The 16,142-nt window shown below is 66.2% G+C and carries 16 protein-coding genes; 4 read left to right on the forward strand and 12 right to left on the reverse strand.

Going from position 1 to position 16,142, the window contains the following annotated elements; translation table 11 throughout:
• Positions 1–52: 52 nt before the first annotated feature.
• From V7787_RS16040 to V7787_RS16075, 8 genes are all read right to left on the reverse strand, one after another.
• A complete protein-coding gene (locus V7787_RS16040; RefSeq protein ID WP_336088600.1) occupies positions 53–919 on the reverse strand; it encodes an HlyC/CorC family transporter in 867 nt (288 codons plus the stop codon).
• Positions 920–1,085: 166 nt separating this feature from the next.
• Positions 1,086–1,616, reverse strand: coding sequence for a GspH/FimT family protein (locus V7787_RS16045; RefSeq protein WP_336088601.1), 531 nt, complete (start codon positions 1,614–1,616; stop codon positions 1,086–1,088).
• A 173-nt stretch (positions 1,617–1,789) separates the two neighbouring features.
• A complete protein-coding gene (locus V7787_RS16050) occupies positions 1,790–2,209 on the reverse strand; it encodes a type IV pilin protein (protein WP_336088602.1) in 420 nt (139 codons plus the stop codon).
• Positions 2,210–2,220: 11 nt separating this feature from the next.
• Positions 2,221–6,096 (reverse strand): pilus assembly protein, encoded by a 3,876-nt coding sequence (locus tag V7787_RS16055; RefSeq protein ID WP_336088603.1) that lies wholly within the window; start codon positions 6,094–6,096, stop codon positions 2,221–2,223.
• A gap of 8 nt (positions 6,097–6,104) precedes the next feature.
• Complete coding sequence (locus V7787_RS16060) at positions 6,105–6,632, reverse strand: pilus assembly PilX family protein (protein ID WP_336088604.1); 528 nt, start codon at positions 6,630–6,632, stop codon at positions 6,105–6,107.
• Positions 6,633–6,641: 9 nt separating this feature from the next.
• Entirely contained in the window at positions 6,642–7,916 is a 1,275-nt protein-coding gene (locus tag V7787_RS16065) for a PilW family protein (protein ID WP_336088672.1), read from the reverse strand.
• A complete protein-coding gene (gene pilV / locus V7787_RS16070) occupies positions 7,913–8,401 on the reverse strand; it encodes a type IV pilus modification protein PilV (protein WP_336088605.1) in 489 nt (162 codons plus the stop codon). Before pilV ends, V7787_RS16065 begins: the two co-directional genes overlap by 4 nt.
• On the reverse strand, positions 8,398–8,925 hold the full coding sequence (locus V7787_RS16075; protein ID WP_336088606.1) for a GspH/FimT family pseudopilin: 528 nt from the start codon (positions 8,923–8,925) through the stop codon (positions 8,398–8,400). The genes pilV and V7787_RS16075 overlap by 4 nt, the downstream gene beginning before the upstream one ends.
• Before the next feature lie 441 nt (positions 8,926–9,366).
• Here V7787_RS16075 and V7787_RS16080 point away from each other — a divergent pair, with 441 nt between their 5' ends.
• On the forward strand, positions 9,367–9,876 hold the full coding sequence (locus tag V7787_RS16080; RefSeq protein WP_336088607.1) for a hypothetical protein: 510 nt from the start codon (positions 9,367–9,369) through the stop codon (positions 9,874–9,876).
• A gap of 102 nt (positions 9,877–9,978) precedes the next feature.
• Here the strand turns inward: V7787_RS16080 and ybeY are convergent, their stop codons facing one another.
• From ybeY to V7787_RS16100, 4 genes are all read right to left on the reverse strand, one after another.
• On the reverse strand, positions 9,979–10,461 hold the full coding sequence (ybeY, locus tag V7787_RS16085; RefSeq protein WP_336088608.1) for an rRNA maturation RNase YbeY: 483 nt from the start codon (positions 10,459–10,461) through the stop codon (positions 9,979–9,981).
• Positions 10,462–10,533: 72 nt separating this feature from the next.
• Positions 10,534–11,520 (reverse strand): PhoH family protein, encoded by a 987-nt coding sequence (locus V7787_RS16090; protein ID WP_336088609.1) that lies wholly within the window; start codon positions 11,518–11,520, stop codon positions 10,534–10,536.
• A gap of 157 nt (positions 11,521–11,677) precedes the next feature.
• Positions 11,678–11,920 carry a hypothetical protein gene (locus tag V7787_RS16095; protein WP_336088610.1) on the reverse strand — a complete coding sequence of 81 codons (243 nt, stop codon included), beginning with the start codon at positions 11,918–11,920 and terminating at the stop codon, positions 11,678–11,680.
• Positions 11,921–11,980: 60 nt separating this feature from the next.
• On the reverse strand, positions 11,981–12,646 hold the full coding sequence (locus V7787_RS16100; protein ID WP_336088611.1) for a phosphatase PAP2 family protein: 666 nt from the start codon (positions 12,644–12,646) through the stop codon (positions 11,981–11,983).
• A 302-nt stretch (positions 12,647–12,948) separates the two neighbouring features.
• Between V7787_RS16100 and V7787_RS16105 the strand changes: the two genes are divergently transcribed.
• From V7787_RS16105 to V7787_RS16115, 3 genes are all read left to right on the forward strand, one after another.
• Complete coding sequence (locus tag V7787_RS16105) at positions 12,949–14,028, forward strand: 3-oxoacyl-[acyl-carrier-protein] synthase III C-terminal domain-containing protein (protein WP_336088612.1); 1,080 nt, start codon at positions 12,949–12,951, stop codon at positions 14,026–14,028.
• Between the two features lie 91 nt (positions 14,029–14,119).
• On the forward strand, positions 14,120–15,136 hold the full coding sequence (locus V7787_RS16110; protein ID WP_336088613.1) for an NAD-dependent epimerase/dehydratase family protein: 1,017 nt from the start codon (positions 14,120–14,122) through the stop codon (positions 15,134–15,136).
• A complete protein-coding gene (locus V7787_RS16115) occupies positions 15,133–16,005 on the forward strand; it encodes an MBL fold metallo-hydrolase (RefSeq protein ID WP_336088614.1) in 873 nt (290 codons plus the stop codon). The genes V7787_RS16110 and V7787_RS16115 overlap by 4 nt, the downstream gene beginning before the upstream one ends.
• The last annotated feature ends 137 nt before the right edge of the window (positions 16,006–16,142 follow it).

A 16,142-nucleotide genomic window follows, 5' to 3' on the forward strand; every position in this document is an offset into this window, starting at 1 on the left:
CCGAAGGGGCGGATGAGGGCAGCGAAGGGCCGGATGAGACCAGCCCGAAACCTCAAGCGCTACCCAAGACCCCGACATGAAACGCATGCACCCGCCGCGCATCGGCGCTGGCGACCCGGAACACGAACCGGTCCAGGGTCAACTCCTCGCCGGCCTCGGGCAGATGCCCGATCGCCGCGGTGACCAGACCGCCGATGGTGTCGTACTCGTCGTCGTCGAAATCCGCGCCGAAGCGCTCGTTGAAATCGTCGATCGGCGTCAACGCATCCACCACGTACTGACCGTCGGCCTGCGCCGCGATCAAGGCATCGGTGTTCTCGGCCTCGTCGTGCTCATCGTCGATCTCGCCGACGATCTGTTCCAGCACGTCCTCGATGGTCAGCAATCCGGCGACGCCGCCGTGCTCGTCGATCACGATCGCCATGTGATTGCGCGACTGGCGGAACTCGCGCAGCAGCACATCCAGGCGCTTGGATTCGGGGATCAGCACCGCCGGCCGCAACAACTCGTGGATGCTGCCCGGGCCGTTGTCGGCGACCACGCCGCGCAGCAGATCCTTGGCCAACAAAATGCCGAGGATCTCGTCCTTGTCGTCGCCATGGACGGGGAAGCGCGAGTGGCCCGACTCGACCACCATCTTCATCAGGTCGAGAAACTTGGCATCGGCCGGCAGCGCGACCATCTGCGAGCGCGGAATCATCACATCGCCGACGGTCAGGTCGGACACCGCGATGGCGCCCTCCATCATGCGCAAGGTATCGGCGGCGATCAGACCGTCGGATTGCGCATCGCGCAGCAACTCGACCAGGTCTTCGCGGGAGCTGGGTTCGCCCGACAGCGCGGAGCTGATGCGGTCGAGCCAGGAACGCCGTTTCTCGGGGTGTTCCGACGTTTGGGTACTACTGTCGTCCTCGGACATTCGATTCTAAGACTGCGCCCTTTGGGGGAAGGGCGAGGCGGGCAGTCTAACCCGGATGCGGTGGCGATAGAGCCGTCCCGCCGGCAGGCTGGAGCGAGCGGCGCGACGGCGTCGCGGCAACCTCGCACGGGCGGATGGTCGCGGAACGCCGAGAGCAAACCCCCGTTCAGCTTCGCTGGCACTGGGGTGGCAGGGCTCCGACGACCCGTTCGCCGCGCAAAGCCGTGCCGTTGGAGATCACTGCCCTGGATGCGGATCCATGCGGCCCGCACAAGGTGAAGGTGAGGTTGGAGCCGGCGCTGTCGCCTTGCGGATGCAGCACCAGGCGCGGCCGCCCTTGGTTGCTGTAGATCCGCAGGCCGCCGCCCGGCGCGGGATAGCGGCCGATCACGGCGTCGCCGTCACTTAGCGCCCGGTCGTGATCGTGGTCGGCGAACGCGATCCAGCCGCCGCTCCAATCGGAGGCGTCGTTGCACAGACCGTCGGCGCCGACCGGGCAAAGCACGCTCGTCGCGCCCGAGCCGACCGCGGCGCGATTGGAGACGAGGATGCTCTCGGTCAGCGTCGACAACACGCGTCCGATGCGCGCGCGCTCCAGCGCCTCGCCTGTTTGGGTTACCGCAAGCGCAACAAGCAGCGCGAGCACGGCGAGCGAACACAGCAGTTCGAGCGAGCTGAAACCTTGGTGATGCTTCATCGGATGTCCCTATCCTGGTTTGCCGCCAGGATAGGCGCATGCTCAGGCCGGCGCCGTCGGAATTCGCCGCGAACGCGATCGGAAAACGCCGCCGCTGGCATGGCCGGCGCGCGGCCGCCGCGATCCATGCAGGTCCGCCGGCGATCGCCCGCGCCGCGGCGGTGCGGGCGTTTTCAATCCCAGCAGTTCACGCCGGAGGCGGTCTTCTCGCCCTTGGAATCGAGGCTGAGCGTGCCGCACTTGTCCTTGGCTTGTCCGCTGGCGGCCGACGGCGTGGCCGTGATCTTGAACGATTTGGCGTCCGCGCTCAGCTCCAGGGCATAGTGCGCCGCGCCGGTGCGCGGCGATTGCGCGTAGCCGTAGATGTCCTTGAGAGTGGAATCGCTGTATTTGTTGTTGAGCGAGTAATAGCGTTCCATCATCTGCGCCGCCTCGACCAGATCGGCCTTGGCCTGCCCGCGCCGGGATTTGCGCTGGGCGTCGGAATAGATCGGCACCGCGATGCCGACCAGGATGCTGACGATCGTCAGGGCGATCATCAGCTCCATCAAGGTGAAACCTCTGTTCGCACGCGCGCGGGGGCGAGGGGACATGATCGAAGTTCTCATCGGATTTGCCGCCAGGATTGACGCCCGCACGGCCGTGGCATGTACCAGGTGTCGGTGCCGCCGGCCACGCGTATGACCGCCGAGCAGCGCGATGTCTGTGCCGAGTCGGTAGGCGAAGCGGATGCGCTCGGCCCGGATGCGGCGGTTACGAAGCTGGTGACGACTTTCAGCGCACCCGCGTTGGCCGTGCCGACATCCAGCCCCGCGGTTCCCCCCTTGGGCTTGGCGCCGTCGACCGAATTGATGTTGATGTCCTGCATGCGCGCGCCGCCGCTGAGCGCATCCAGGCCATAGACGAGATTGACGCCGCCGGAGGCGCAACTGTTCTTGTCCTGCGACGCCTTGGGGGTGTAGGTCAGGAAGAACAGCACGCCGTTCTGCAGGATCGGATAGCCGATCGCGCGTTCGCCGAGGGCGGTCGTGGCGCCGTTCTTCGCCGCATCCACGCCCAGGTCCAGATACCAGCCCTTTTTGACGATCGAGCCTACGTTCTGGGTGCCGATGCGAGCGCCGCCGTCGGCCGAGGTGATGTACTGCGGCTGCAGTTCCGACCGCCCGGACACCGGAACGTCGCGATCGAGAATGCCGTAAACGCTTTGTACCGAAGTATCGCCGGCATCTTCATTGAACACATAACTGCCGGTGCCGAACATCACCATGACGCCGGTCCCGGCCTGGCTGACTTCCAGGCCGCCGGTGATCGGCTGGCGCACGCCGTTCTTGTCGCTGGCGACGAACAGCGGCTTGCCCGCAAACGCCACGGTGTTGTTGCGCAGATCGAATTTCCACAGGTTGCCGCGCTGATCGCCGGCATAGGCGGTATCGGCGATGCCGTCGCGGCCAGGGATATAGCCGGTGCCCTTGGCGTCCGGCCGCCATCGGTCGAGCACAGCGATATTGCCAAGGCCGTTGCTGCCGGCCGCGCCAGCGCCATCGACCGGAATCGATACGACGCTGCTGCCGTCCATGTCGACCATCATCAACGCGCCCTTGCCCGAAGCGCTGCCGTAGCCATTGCCGAAGATCGCCTTCCAGCGCGGGCCGCTCGGGCTTTGCACCGGCACGATGACCGGACGGCCGAGCACGTTGCCCATGCGGTTGCCGATGGCGGTGTTGGTGTTGGCATCGAGCTTGGTGGTGGCCGAGGTCAGCTCCCACATCACCGATGGAATGGCGCTGGCGTTGGTGACATCCAGGGCGAACACGCTCTTGCCGCCGGCGCCGGTGGAAGCCACCACCGCCGTTTTCCAGCCGCCGCTGTAGACGTCCGACGCCACTGCCGCGCCATCGACGAAATAACGGTGCTGGAACAACTGCGAGCTGCGGGCCGGGTCGTACGGGAACAGCAGGTTGGCCATGTGCCCCAGCGAGGTGACCGGAATATAGCCGAACAGTTCGGCCCCGGTATCGCCGTGGAAGGCGTGGAACATGCCGTCGTTGGCGCCAACGTAGACCATGGTCTTGCGCGAGGCGATCTTCTGCTTCAGGTATGAGGCGTAGTCGAGCTTGTCGGCCACGCCGCCTTCGACCAGATCGCGATAACCGTAGTCGTCCGCCGGCGTGGTGAGCAGTACGTCGGAATTGACGATGTCGCCGAGCAGGCTGCCGCGCTTGCGGAGCTTGACCTGGCCGGCAAGGGCGTCGCCCTCGTCGGCGCGGCTGCCGCGCAGGTAGTCGATCATCTGCGCTACGCTCGGGTTGTTGAGTTTGTCCCATTGTCCGTTGCAGCTTCCCACCTTCAACGGATCCACGCACAGGGCATCGAACGCGGGCTTCGGGACTGATCCGAACGAGGCGGCGACGAAGGGGTAGGTGGCCGGCTTGGTGCCGCCGTTGGAGGGCGGCCAGCTCAAATAGATGGACCGTGAAGCATGGCTGTTCTCCAGCAGCGTTTCCGCGTTCCATTTCGGCGTCAGCACCGCCTGCGACGTGGCGGCGTCGTAGCTCACGCTGTGGGCCGCCAGTTTTCCGTACCAGTCGGTTCCGTTGTTGGCGACGAAATAGCTCGGCTGCACCGCCAGCGTGTTGCTTCCGATGCGCGGGCCGGTCGAGCCGATCGCGCTGGAAGGCGAGGACGTGCTGCTGGAATAGGTCAGCACCTCGCGCAGGGCCGCGGCGATGGTCTCGGGGCTCTTGGCGTTGATGTAGCGGCCGCGGGTGTTGATCGTCGCATGCCACAGTTCGTCGATGACGGTGCCGTCGTCGACGGTGCGCGGATCCTGGTTGCCCCAGAGATAGTAGTTGACCGAGTACGGATCGGCGACCGCCGGCGCGCCTTCCTGGTAGGCCACGCCGTTGGCGCCCAGCGAGATGGCGTAGAAATTCACATGCAGGTTCTTCTGGCAATCCAGGCGCTTGTCCGGATTCGGCTTGCTGCACTCTTCGGGGATCGGGACCAGGCCCTGCTTGAAGTCCGTGGACAACGGCGTATTGCTGCCCTGGTAGTAGCTGGTTGCGATGTCCGCCAGGGTGTTGGAGAAGCCGTCGGCGAACGGCGGGCCCAGGTCGCCATCGGCGTTGTTGAAGCCGGTCGGTCCCCCGTCGTAGATCGAGTTCACCGGAGTGGTGTAGCCGTCGGTGAACAGCAGGCCGATGTTCTTCTGGCAGGCGGACTTGATCGCGCCGACTTCGGATTTCTTGAACTGTTCGCCGATGTGCTTGGCGGCGTCGCGGTTTATCGTCGCGTTCTGTGTCGGCCACAGCCGTTCGAACGAGGCGAACAACGCCGCCCGATCGGCGTCCGAAGACACGTCGCGGATGACGGTATTGCTGTTGTTCTTGACGTCCTCGAACTGAAGATAGCCGGCGCGCAGCCGCTCCACTTCGGAAAAGGCGTCGGTCAACGCGCCGATCATCGCCTGGGCGCGGGTGCGTCGGTATTGGAACCAGTTGGCGAAATTCTGGATGGCCGCGTCGTACTGCGCCGTGCTGTCGAAGTTGCCTGACTTGATTTCGTATTTCAGCAAAGCCCTGCCGGGGCCGGCGGCGTTGGCGGCGAGCGTGGGCGTCTTGTAGCCGTAGCCCGCCGGCAGCTGACCCGCCTGGGGCTGGGTGGGATTGGACGGGTCGGGCTTGAGGTAAAAAGTGGCGTGGAAGAAGGGGATGGCGATCAGGCAGGGCCGGGGCAGCACGATATTGGTCTTGAGCGTGCTTTCCTTGCCGATTTCCAGGCCGACGCCGCAATCGTCGTTGCTGTAGTACGGGAAGTTCTGCGGCAGCCTCATGCCTTTCTGGAACTGGAAAAATTCATCCGGCTTTCCGTTGGCGGTCGCCCTGTCCATGCTCAGGCTGATATCGGTCAAATCGTAGGCGTACGTCACCGCCGCATTGATGCGTGGGTCGACCCGGGCCTGCTTGGGATTGGCGTTTTCCCGGCGCGTACCATCGGCCTTGGCCCAGGGGCGGTAGGTGACCGCGGGATTGAAATACGCCAGGTTGTAGGCCGGCGAACGGAAGAAGCCCAGCGATTCCAGCGGCGGCATCACCCGGCCGATGCCGAACACGGGCGAGACCAGACCGCGTGGATGGAACGCATAGACGTAGCAAGTGTTCTCGTCGGTTCCGGCGCAGCTTCGGCTGATGTCGTAGAACGACCCGTCGCTGTTGAAGAAGCTCGGCTGGCTGGAATTCGCATCCCACCCGATGCGGGTATCCGGACCGCCTCCGACCAGCGTGCGCTCGAAACTCATCGAGCCGGAGTCGTCGATCGCCATGATGAAGGCCGGATCGACCTTGGGCGTGTTGCTCAATGGCGCCTGCGCCAGCGTGCCGTCGCCCTGCGCGGCGTCGCTGCGCAACCAATGGGCCGCCACGCCGATGCCGATCGCGGCCGCCAGCGCGGCGAACAGGTAACGATGTCCAATCCAGGCCATGGCGAGTCTCACGGAATGAAGATGGTGTCGATGACCGCGTCCGAATTCGCGGTGCCGCTTTTGTCGGTGGCATAGGCGGTGATCTGGAATACCGGGCTCGGACTCTTGTTCTCGGCCTCGCCGAGCTTGATCGAGCTGTAACCGCTGATGCATTGGTCGATTCGGCGGGTGTAGCTCGACAGCTTCTCCGACGGAGGCGAAACGAAGTTCTTGCCCTCGGCCCATGTGTCCGCGGAGAACGCCTGCTGGCAATACGAGGTGTCGACCTGGATGAGTTCGGTGCCGTTGCTCTTGAACTGCCGGTCCAGGTCGGCCTCCCTGCCGCGCGCGCGCGCTTCGGCGTTCTCGAAGGCGAGCTGACTGGCGCTGTAGTTGAAGGACATGCGTTCCACCAGCGCGGTGACCTGCAGCGCGGCGACGCCGATCAGGGCCATCAGGATCAGCATGATCAACGCCACGAACAGCGCCGCTCCGCGCTGCGTGCGCACTGCCGCTCTACCCTGGCGGCGATGGCGCTGGTTTGCGTTCTGGGTCATGCCGTTCCCTCAATTTCCGTACAGGCGATTGCGCAACGCGATGTTGGTTTCGTAGACGAAGCGGTAACGCCCATCGTTCGGTACCGCGACCTTGGTGCCGAGCACATACACGCCGTCGGCGCGTGCCGTGCTGGTGGCGGGGTCCGGGCTTCTCATCAACAGGCCGACTTTCACTGCGCCCACGCGTTGCCAGTTGGCTCTGGCATCGGTCGATCCAACGTTTGCGCCGGTGACGTAGGAGTCGACCAAGCCGCTCGGCGGCGCCTTCGCGGACGCGCCTGCGGTCGCGCTGGCGTCGCGGCCCCACAGCAGCTGCAGGCTCTCTACCCCGGGTGCGATCTCGTCGACCTGCCGCCTGATCGCGGTGCCGCCCGGATCGGTGTTGAAGCTCAACCGATACAGCGTGGGAGACGAGTTGGTCGGGTTCAAGCCTACGTAATAGGCGACGCTTTCGGCGCGATACAGCCGAATCTGGCCCATGCCCGGATCGAACTGGTCGCGAGCGTCGAGGCCGCTTTGATTGAGGCCGTTTATTTTCACGTTGATTACGGCATTGGTGCCGTCGACGGACACGCTGTCGGCCTGAAACAGCAGGGCCATTCGGCAATCGGCGATCGCCAACAGACCGGGGGGCGTACTTGTCGCGGTGTACTGCGTGGCGTTTTGCCCGAGCGCGTTCCACTCTGCCACGGGCAGTCTCAAGCGGAAGCCCGCTGGTGTGGTTGTCGTGTCGGGTTCGAACGCCGACACCGTGGCGCTGTTGGGCGAGAGGAAGCGCAGGATGAGGACGTCGCTGTTCTTGACCGGCTGCGCTTCGCTGGCCGGTACCTGCAGGGTCGGGTTCAACTCAGGCAGCCAGTCCGACGCGCCGCCGCCGGCAGGCTTTGCCTGCAATTCCATTGTGTTGCCGGGCGCGGTGTTGCTGGCTTCGTAGCCGGCGATGGATTGGTCGAACGCAAGCGCCTGGCCGTGGGTGGTCGTCGGCAACGTGGTGTAGTCCGCGCTGTTGCTCAGGAACAGCGAGCGCAAGCTCGGCATCGACGACAGGAACAGGCTCTGGTCGCTTTTGCAGCCGAAATGGCCCGCCATGCGCGCGTCGCGTTGGATGAATTCCATCGCGAAGCGTCCGTTCTCCTGCGTGCGTGCCATGCCCTGGGCCAGCATGTAGGAGGCGCGCGAGGCGGAGAACACCTGTACCAATCCCAGCAACAGCAGCACCGATATCGCCAGGGCGATCATCAGTTCGATCAGGGAAAGACCGTTTTGAGGTGAGGTTCGGTTCACAAGTTGCTGCTCGCGGTGATGGATGCGGATGCGCCGTCGCTCCGCCAGCGGTTGGAGTCGGCCCAGGAAATCCGAATCGAGACACGGCTCATGTTGCCGGCGACAGTCACGCCGATGCTGGCGCTGGCGTCGGCGCCCAGCGCGGCGAGCATGCGGCATGCGAACTCTTGTTTTTGTACGGCCGAGTTGCTGCCGTCGAGCTTGGCGCAGCCATCGGTTTTGGCGCCGTTCGCGCTGATATCGCCGGCGTAGTTCGCGGCGTTGAGCCGGTTCGAGCGGATGTTGTCCATCATCTCGTAGGCCAGGTTGTTGGCTACGGTGCGATTGTTGGCGCTCTGGGTCAGGCGCAGATTGGTGACCTGCAGCATCGCCAGTCCCAGCAGGCCTACGGCCATGACCAGCAGGCTGATCAGGACTTCCAGCAGGCTCAGGCCGCGTTGCCTGGACGATGGGGCCGGACGGCTACGGTGCGAGGAAGCGCTCATGAGCACGCCGACCGTTGCACGTCGGTGCGGCCGGACTTGGCAATGGTGATCGTACGTACGTTGAGCGCTCCCTTTTTGCAGACTAACGGGGTCACTACGAATGTATGCGTGGCCCACCAATGGCTGAGGCGGCCGCGTGCGTCGAACGATAGCTTGCCGTAGCCGAATCCAATTCCGACTATTTGTATGCCGCGCGGTGGGGTAAGGATGCGGCGTATTTCATCCTTTTCCAGCGCGTTGTTGCGGTTTTCATCGGTCCATACCAGTATTCCGTTGGTCCATCCAACGCCGCAGTTTTCGCCGTCGTCGGTGCGCGAGCAGACCGTCGATAAAGAGCGAGTACGCAGCGATTCGCTGCGCGCGTACGCTAACGTGGCGAGGAGGTTGTTGGTCGCCGAGGCGACACGGTTGGACTGCATCGCGTCGCTGAAGCTGGGGTACGCGAGCGTAAGCAGGATCGCGGCGATGGCGATGGTCGCCATCAACTCGATGATGGTGAATCCGGAGTGTCGGTTCGGCCGCATGCGAGGTCTCCCTTCGATGGGCCATTTGTTCCGCGTGTACGGCCATCGCGCAGCAATCGGGCGATGAGCGGTTGACTTGAAGTCGTGGACGGAAATGTTGGTGGAATAACTGTGGCGTGGCGATGCGCGTATGCGATTCGCCTTGTGCGGGCTGCGCGGGAAGTCGGGTTGGTCCGTGGTTTTACGATCGCGAATGCGCGCGTTCGCTAGGGATTTTCGTCGCGCGCGCCGGGCGTAGACATTGTGCCGCAATGCACGGATCGGCTTGAATTTTAGGCAGATCGAGTATGCGCTGGTTTCTTCGCCGGCACCGCGCGATGTCGATGTTTCCTACCCGCCGTTCGGGATTTGTCTTATGGCATGCGGCGCGGATGGTAGGCAGCATGGTCGGGCCGTCATCGCCGTGACGGTATCAACCAGTCGCCATCAAGGAGGATGACCATGTTTGCTGCCCGCTTCAACCGCCGCCGTTCGTTCGCGCTCGCCGCCGTCTTGGCGGTGGTTTGCGTATTCGCCGCGGCGCCGTCCTGGGCGCAACGCCCGGCGCGTGAATACGTCGATGCCGAAACCCTGTTGCGCAGCGATGCCGATTACGATGCCTGGTACGGCGGCGTGCATAAGCTTCGCGACGGCTTCGACCAGATTTGCGGCGACACGTTTTGCGAGGGCGACTACAGCAACATCTACGGTTTGCGTTTTCGGTGCTCGGTCGAACGCAACAGCGGCGTGCTCAAGCAGTGTCTGTGGGTATTCGCCGCCAGCAACGAAGAGGTCGATGCGGCCAGCGGACGGATCGCGGTGACGCCCAAGGTCTGGCGTTGCCGGATCGCGTTGGCGCCCGGGACGGGCTTGCAGGCGCTGTTGACTACGATGGCCGGCGAGCGTCCGCTGTATGCGCCGCTGCCGGGGAGCGCGAAGTCGATCTACGACAGTCTCATCGACTGCCTGTAGTCGTTCGCGGCTGGCGCGGTCGGGACGTCGCGCCAGTCGCTGGCGCCTGTTCGCGGTAGCGTTGTCGCGGTCGCCAGGATGGGCCGCGGCCGCGCGCCGCGATCAATCTTCCAGATAAGGGTCTTCGATCCCCAGCGCTGCGAGAATTTCCCGCTCCAACTGCTCCATGCACTCGGCTTCGCGTTCGTCCTCGTGGTCCCAGCCGAGCAAGTGCAGCACGCCGTGCACAGTCAGATGCGCGTAATGATCGTTGAGACCCTTCTTCTGTTCGCGCGCCTCGCGCGCGACGACCGGCGCGCAGATCACCAGATCGCCCAGCAGCGGCAGCTTCACGCCTTCGGGCAGACCTTCAGGCAGTTCGGCCGGAAAGCTGAGCACGTTGGTGGCGTAGTCGCGGCCGCGGTAATGGCGGTTCAGCGCGCGGCCTTCCTTGGTGCCGACGATCCGGATGGCCAGATCCGCCTCGCGGATGCGGCCGGCGAGCGCGGCCGCGACCCATTTGCGGAAGCTGTTCGCCGCCGGCAGCCCCTTACGCGGCGTCGCGTAGCTGATGCTGACATCGAGTCGGACGGGACCTTTAGTCATGGGAGCGGGACCGGGAAAGGGGGTAGGGAATCGGTACGGCCGGTATCTGCGGGTGCAGGGAAGCTGCGCGGATCAAGCGGCCGGGCCGCTTTGGGCATTTTGCGCGTCGCGCGCGTCGTAAGCGGTGACGATGCGCGCAACCAACGGATGGCGCACCACGTCCTTGGCTTCGAAGAAGGTGAAGCTGATTCCGTCGACGTTGCGCAACACCTCAAGTGCGTCCTTCAGGCCGGACTTGATGTGTCTGGGCAGATCGCCCTGGGTCATGTCGCCGGTCACCACCGCGGTGCTGCCGTAGCCGATGCGGGTCAGGAACATCTTCATCTGTTCGATGGTGGTGTTCTGCGCTTCGTCGAGGATCACGTAAGCGTCGTTGAGAGTGCGCCCGCGCATGTACGCCAGCGGCGCGATCTCGATGACGTTGCGTTCCAGCAGCTTGGCGACTTTTTCCACCCCCAGCATTTCGTACAGCGCGTCGTACAGCGGGCGCAGGTACGGATCGACTTTCTGGGTCAGGTCGCCGGGGAGGAAACCGAGTTTTTCGCCGGCCTCGACCGCCGGGCGCACCAGGATCAGCCGCTGCACCCGCGATTCGTTCAGCGCTTCGACCGCGCTGGCCACGGCCAGGAAGGTCTTGCCGGTACCGGCTGGGCCGATGCCGAAATTGATGTCGTGGGTGGCGATCGCGTGCAGGTACTTGGCCTGATTGGCGCCGCGCCCGCGGATGGTGCCGCGCTTGACCCGGATCGCGACTTCTTGCGGCTCGATCTCTTCGCGCACCACTTGTTCGGCGTCGATTTCGGTCAAGGCCAGATGGATCGCGTTCTCGTTCAGGGTTTCTTCGCCCGCGTCTTTCCACAGCCGGCGCAGCAGTTTTTCCGCGTGGCCGACCGCGCCGGCGGGGCCGTCGATGCGGAAGACGTTGCCGCGATTGGCGATTTCCACGCCCAAGCGCAACTCGATCACGCGCAGATGGCCGTCGAAGGGGCCGCTGAGATTGGCCAGGCGCTCGCTATCGGCGGGGTCGAGGGTGAATTCGGAGACGGTTCGGGCGGGCATGGGAGAAACGTAAGCGGATTTGTGCACGCAATGCGTGCTGGGGCGTCACAGCTTGCGCCTGTCGGGCGGTTTTCGCAAAGCCGCGCGGGCGGTCGCGGCGCGGTCCTCGCTGCGAGCGAAGCTTCGGCCGCCGTTGCAAGGCCGGCGACAGCGCGCTTCAGCCGCGCGGCGGGCGGCCTTCGCGCCAGGCCCGCCAGACCCGCAGCGCGCCCATGAGGGTCAACAGGATCGAGCCGATCAGCCACAGCAAGGTGATCGCATCGGCCTCGAACGGGCCGTGGCGGGTCGCGCGCATCCACGAGCGCACCAAGCCGAGCAGACCCAGGCCGAGGAACCAGAACCCGATCGCGCCACGCGAAAACAGGCCGGACGTGTTGGCGGGTGGGGGCGTGTCGGGCATCGCGGCTCCTTCGGTGCGCAGCGGATTCGGTCGAGGTTTCCGGCGCGGATCGGATCGGGCTCAGGGGCGCTCAGTTCGCCACAGCGGCGTACCGGCGAGCAAGAGGCCGAGCGTCGCAGTCGCCAAGCCACCGACTATGTCCCATACATAGTGTTGGCCGGTGGTGATCACGCTCGGCGCCAGCACGATCAACGCCGGCCAGACCCAAGGCCGCCGCCGCGGAAACTGCGCGCCGAACCCGACCGCGGCGATGGCCGGGATGGTGATGTGGCCCGACGGAAAACAGTTGTTGACCCCGTCCAGCGCGTGCAAGCAACGCCAGGCGGCCTCGGTCAGCGGGTCCAGCCCTTGCGGCAGCGGCGGGCGCTGGATCCGGGTCGGCCACAACAGCCAGATCGCGATATTGAGCGCGATCGCGACGGCGTAGGCGCGCAGCGTCGCCCGCAGAATGCGGCGTTCGCGGATCGCCAGGACCAGCGCCGGGCCGGCCAGCAGCAACAGCCAATACGGCCAGATCGTCCACGCGTGCCGGCCCAACGCGTCGTCCAGCGCGGTATACGGCAACAGCCGCGGTTCGCTCAGCGGATAGGCGTTGATGCCCAGGTACAGCGCCGAGTTGATCGCGGTTGCGATCAGCACGATGGCCAGGCGCCGCGACAGCGCCACGCTATCGGTGCGGGTCAACGCGTCGGATGCGGTGCGGTTGCGTACATCGGTGGCGAGCATTGATGGAGCGGGGCCGGCGGCGAGCGATGGCGCCAGCATGGGCGATGCGGGCGGGGCGACGCCAGTGTCGATGTCGCGCCGTCGCGGCCCGGGTTGCGGGCTTGGCCGCGGTCGCAACGCCGCTGCGCTTGCGCAAGCGCCGCCGGCTCCGGCGTTTTCCCGCGACCACGTCAAAGCGTCGGCGCGCGCGGCGCTCGGCCAAGCCATACCCCATTGAATCAGGTCGCGCCGAGCCGAGCCGGCTCCGGGATTACCGGCGCATATCGGCAAATCCGCCGCGCTGGCCCATACTGGCGCCGTACATGGATACCGACTCGAAGGACACGGCGCATCCGCACGCCGATCAAGAGCTCCGCCCACAGGGCAGGCACGGCCCCGGTCCCGATCTGGATTGGCGCGTGCGCATCGCCGGCTTGGGCCGCTATCTGCCGCAGCGCCGCGTCGCCAGCGCCGAGATCGAACAGCGCGCCGGGCTGCCCGCGGGCTGGTCCTTGCACAACAGCGGCGTGGCTTTCCGGCATTGGGCCGAACCCGAGCGCGAACGCGCCAGCTGGATGGGCGCGCAAGCCGCGCGCATGGCCTGCGAGCGCGCCGGCATCGAGGTGGATTCGGTCGATCTGATCCTTAACGCCTCAGGTTCGGCCGAACGCGCGATTCCCGACGGCGGGCCGTTGCTGCAGCGCGAACTCGGCCTCGGCCGCTCCGGCATTCCGGCCTTGTCGGTGCATGCCACCTGCCTGAGTTTCGTCGCCGCGCTGGAACTGGCGGCCGAACGCATCCATCACGGCCGGATCGAGCGCGCGCTGATCGTCAGCAGCGAGGTCGCTTCGGTCGGTCTGGATTTCGACAACGCTGAAATCTGCACCCTGTTCGGCGACGGCGCCGCAGCGGCGGTGCTGGAACGCGCGCCCGCCGACAGCGCCAGCCGCATCCACCGCATCGCCTGGCGGACGATGGGCGAGGGCGTGGAGATCACCACCTTGCGTGGCGGCGGCAGCTGGCGTCCGCCGACCGGTCCGTCGACCACGCCCGCCGACGCTTTGTTTTCGATGCAGGGGCAGGCCGCGCTGCGCAGCGGCATCCGCCTGGTGCCGTACGTGATGCGCACGCTCGGCCTGGACGATGCGGCCGCGCGCGCCGCGCTGCGCTGGATCGCGCCGCATCAGGCCAGCCGCGCCGCCCTGGACGTGATCGAGCAGATCGGCTTTACCCAGGCGCGGATGGTGCGCACGCTGGAGCACACCGGCAACTGCATCGCCGCCTCGATTCCGCTGGCGCTGGAGCAGGGCGTGCGCGACGGCACTATCCGCCGCGGCGATCCCGGCGTTCTGCTCGGCACCGGCGCGGGTTTGTCCGGCGTCGGCCTGACCATGACGTATTGAGCGCGGTGGCGGCCATGGCTTCGAGGTTTTCCGCAATGCGAGTGTCGCCCGCCGCAGCCGCGATCCCGCCCATCCTCGCGAGCCGCGCCGCATGACCGCGCAACGCATCGTCATCACCGGCGCGACCGGTTTTCTCGGCGGCGCCTTGGCCCGGCATCTGCTCGCGGCGCGGCCGTGGATGCAGGTGGTCGGACTCGGCCGCGATGTCGAGCGCGGCCGCGCGCTGCAAGCGCAAGGCATCGAATTCCAGGCCGTGGACCTGACCGATGAAGGCGCGGTGCACCGCGCCCTGCGCGGCGCCGACATCGTCGTGCACAGCGCCGCGCTGTCCAGCCCGTGGGGGCGGCCCGAGGCGTTTTTCCAGGCCAACGTGCGCGCCACCGATCACGTGATCGCGGCCTGCATCGCCCGGCAAGTGCGGCGGCTGGTGCACATCTCCACGCCCGGGATCTATCACGACGGCGCGCCGCATCTGAACATCCGCGAAGACCATCCGCTGCCGGCGCGCTCGGTCAACGACTACGCCGCGACCAAGCTGATCGCCGAGCGCCGCGTGTTCGAGCGTTGCGCCGCCGGCGGCGTGTCGGCGCTGGCGTTGCGTCCGCGCGCGATCTTCGGCCCCGGCGACAGCGCGATCCTGCCGCGGCTGGCTCAGGCCTTGCGCAGCGGGCGTTTGCGCCGGATCGGCGCGGAAGACTGCAAGGTGGATCTGACTTACATCGACAACGTGGTCGACGCGGTGGTGCTGGCGATGGAGGCCTCGTGGCGATTGAACGGCCGCGTCTACAACATCAGCAACGGCGAGCCGGTGGCGATCTGGAGCGTGATCGACCGCCTCGCCGACGCCTTGGCCCTGCCGCGTCCGCGCAAGCGCATGCCCAAGCCGCTCGCGCTCGCCTTGGCCGGCGCGGTGGAAGGGTTTTATCGCCGCTTCAAGCCCGATACCGAACCGCCGCTGCTGCGTTACGGCATCGAGTTGTTGAGCGTGGACATGACCTTGGACATCGCCCGGGCGCGCGACGAACTGGGTTATCGTCCGCGGGTGAACATGGACGACGCCCTCAACCGAACCTTGAGCGAACTGGCGCGCGCGGAGACGCGGCGATGACCGGCGAGGTCGCGCTGAGCCTGGGCGCGTCCGGCCACAGCTGCGCCGATCCGCGCCACCTGAACCTGCCGGCCGGCCCGCGCATGCGCTTTCCCGCGGGCTGGGCGCTGATCGAGCATCCGGTGCAAGGCGCGATCCTGTTCGATTGCGGCTACGGCCCGCGCGCGCGCGATGCGATGCGCGCGGGGCTGCGTTGGATCTATCGGCGCGCGATCCACGCCTGTTCTTCGCTGCACACCGATGCCGCGACGCTGCTGCACCAGCGCGGCCTGACCGGCGACGACGTGCGGATGGTGGTGGTCAGTCATTTCCATCCCGACCATATCGGCGGGCTCGCTCAGTTCGCGAAGGCGCGCTTCGTCGCGCATGCGCAAGCCTGGCGGCACATCAGCGAATCGGGTTGGCTGGGCTTGCTGCACGCGCAGATCTGGAAGGAACTGCTGCCTGAGGATTTCGCCGCGCGTCTGCAATTGCTCGACGACAACGGCCGGCGCGCGCTCGACGGCGATCTGGCCACGCTTGGCGAAGGTTGGGACCTGTTCGGCGACGGCAGCCTGCACGTGATCGGACTGCCCGGCCATGCGCGCGGCCAGATCGGCCTGGCCTTGCGCACCCGCGCGGGCGAACGCGTGCTGCTCGCCGCCGACGCGTTCTGGCGGCGCGAGCAGCTCGATCGCCAGCAGGAACTACCGTGGCTGACCCAGCGCGTGGCGATGGACGACGCCGGCGCCTACCGCGAAACCTTGCGCCGGCTGGCGCGATTCCGCGATACCCATCCCGGCGCGTGGGTGATTCCCTCGCATTGCGCCGAGACCTTGGCGTTGTGGCGTCAGCGTCATCCAGGCGCGGTGCTTGAAGCCCTGGATTGATCCGCTTCGGCGTCGATCGGTTCACCTCCTGTAGGAGCTGCGCAAGCTGCGACCGCGCCAATGCAGCCACCGCGCCACCTACGCAATTGCCGCGAATCCGCGGTCGCAGCTTGCGCAGCTCCTGCAGGGGCTTCGGG

This window comes from Pseudomonas sp. CGJS7, assembly GCF_036961695.1.

What these genes read in the sequence shown, in the direction of transcription:
- V7787_RS16090 (WP_336088609.1), bottom strand. Translation starts at nt 11,520, where the DNA reads ATGCCCGCCCGAACCGTCTCCGAATTCACCCTCGACCCCGCCGATAGC.
- V7787_RS16115 (WP_336088614.1), top strand. Translation starts at nt 15,133, where the DNA reads ATGACCGGCGAGGTCGCGCTGAGCCTGGGCGCGTCCGGCCACAGCTGC.
- V7787_RS16050 (WP_336088602.1), bottom strand. Translation starts at nt 2,209, where the DNA reads ATGTCCCCTCGCCCCCGCGCGCGTGCGAACAGAGGTTTCACCTTGATG.
- V7787_RS16080 (WP_336088607.1), top strand. Translation starts at nt 9,367, where the DNA reads ATGTTTGCTGCCCGCTTCAACCGCCGCCGTTCGTTCGCGCTCGCCGCC.
- V7787_RS16075 (WP_336088606.1), bottom strand. Translation starts at nt 8,925, where the DNA reads ATGCGGCCGAACCGACACTCCGGATTCACCATCATCGAGTTGATGGCG.
- V7787_RS16060 (WP_336088604.1), bottom strand. Translation starts at nt 6,632, where the DNA reads ATGACCCAGAACGCAAACCAGCGCCATCGCCGCCAGGGTAGAGCGGCA.
- V7787_RS16105 (WP_336088612.1), top strand. Translation starts at nt 12,949, where the DNA reads ATGGATACCGACTCGAAGGACACGGCGCATCCGCACGCCGATCAAGAG.
- V7787_RS16040 (WP_336088600.1), bottom strand. Translation starts at nt 919, where the DNA reads ATGTCCGAGGACGACAGTAGTACCCAAACGTCGGAACACCCCGAGAAA.
- V7787_RS16110 (WP_336088613.1), top strand. Translation starts at nt 14,120, where the DNA reads ATGACCGCGCAACGCATCGTCATCACCGGCGCGACCGGTTTTCTCGGC.
- V7787_RS16045 (WP_336088601.1), bottom strand. Translation starts at nt 1,616, where the DNA reads ATGAAGCATCACCAAGGTTTCAGCTCGCTCGAACTGCTGTGTTCGCTC.
- ybeY (WP_336088608.1), bottom strand. Translation starts at nt 10,461, where the DNA reads ATGACTAAAGGTCCCGTCCGACTCGATGTCAGCATCAGCTACGCGACG.
- V7787_RS16100 (WP_336088611.1), bottom strand. Translation starts at nt 12,646, where the DNA reads ATGCTCGCCACCGATGTACGCAACCGCACCGCATCCGACGCGTTGACC.
- V7787_RS16055 (WP_336088603.1), bottom strand. Translation starts at nt 6,096, where the DNA reads ATGGCCTGGATTGGACATCGTTACCTGTTCGCCGCGCTGGCGGCCGCG.
- pilV (WP_336088605.1), bottom strand. Translation starts at nt 8,401, where the DNA reads ATGAGCGCTTCCTCGCACCGTAGCCGTCCGGCCCCATCGTCCAGGCAA.
- V7787_RS16095 (WP_336088610.1), bottom strand. Translation starts at nt 11,920, where the DNA reads ATGCCCGACACGCCCCCACCCGCCAACACGTCCGGCCTGTTTTCGCGT.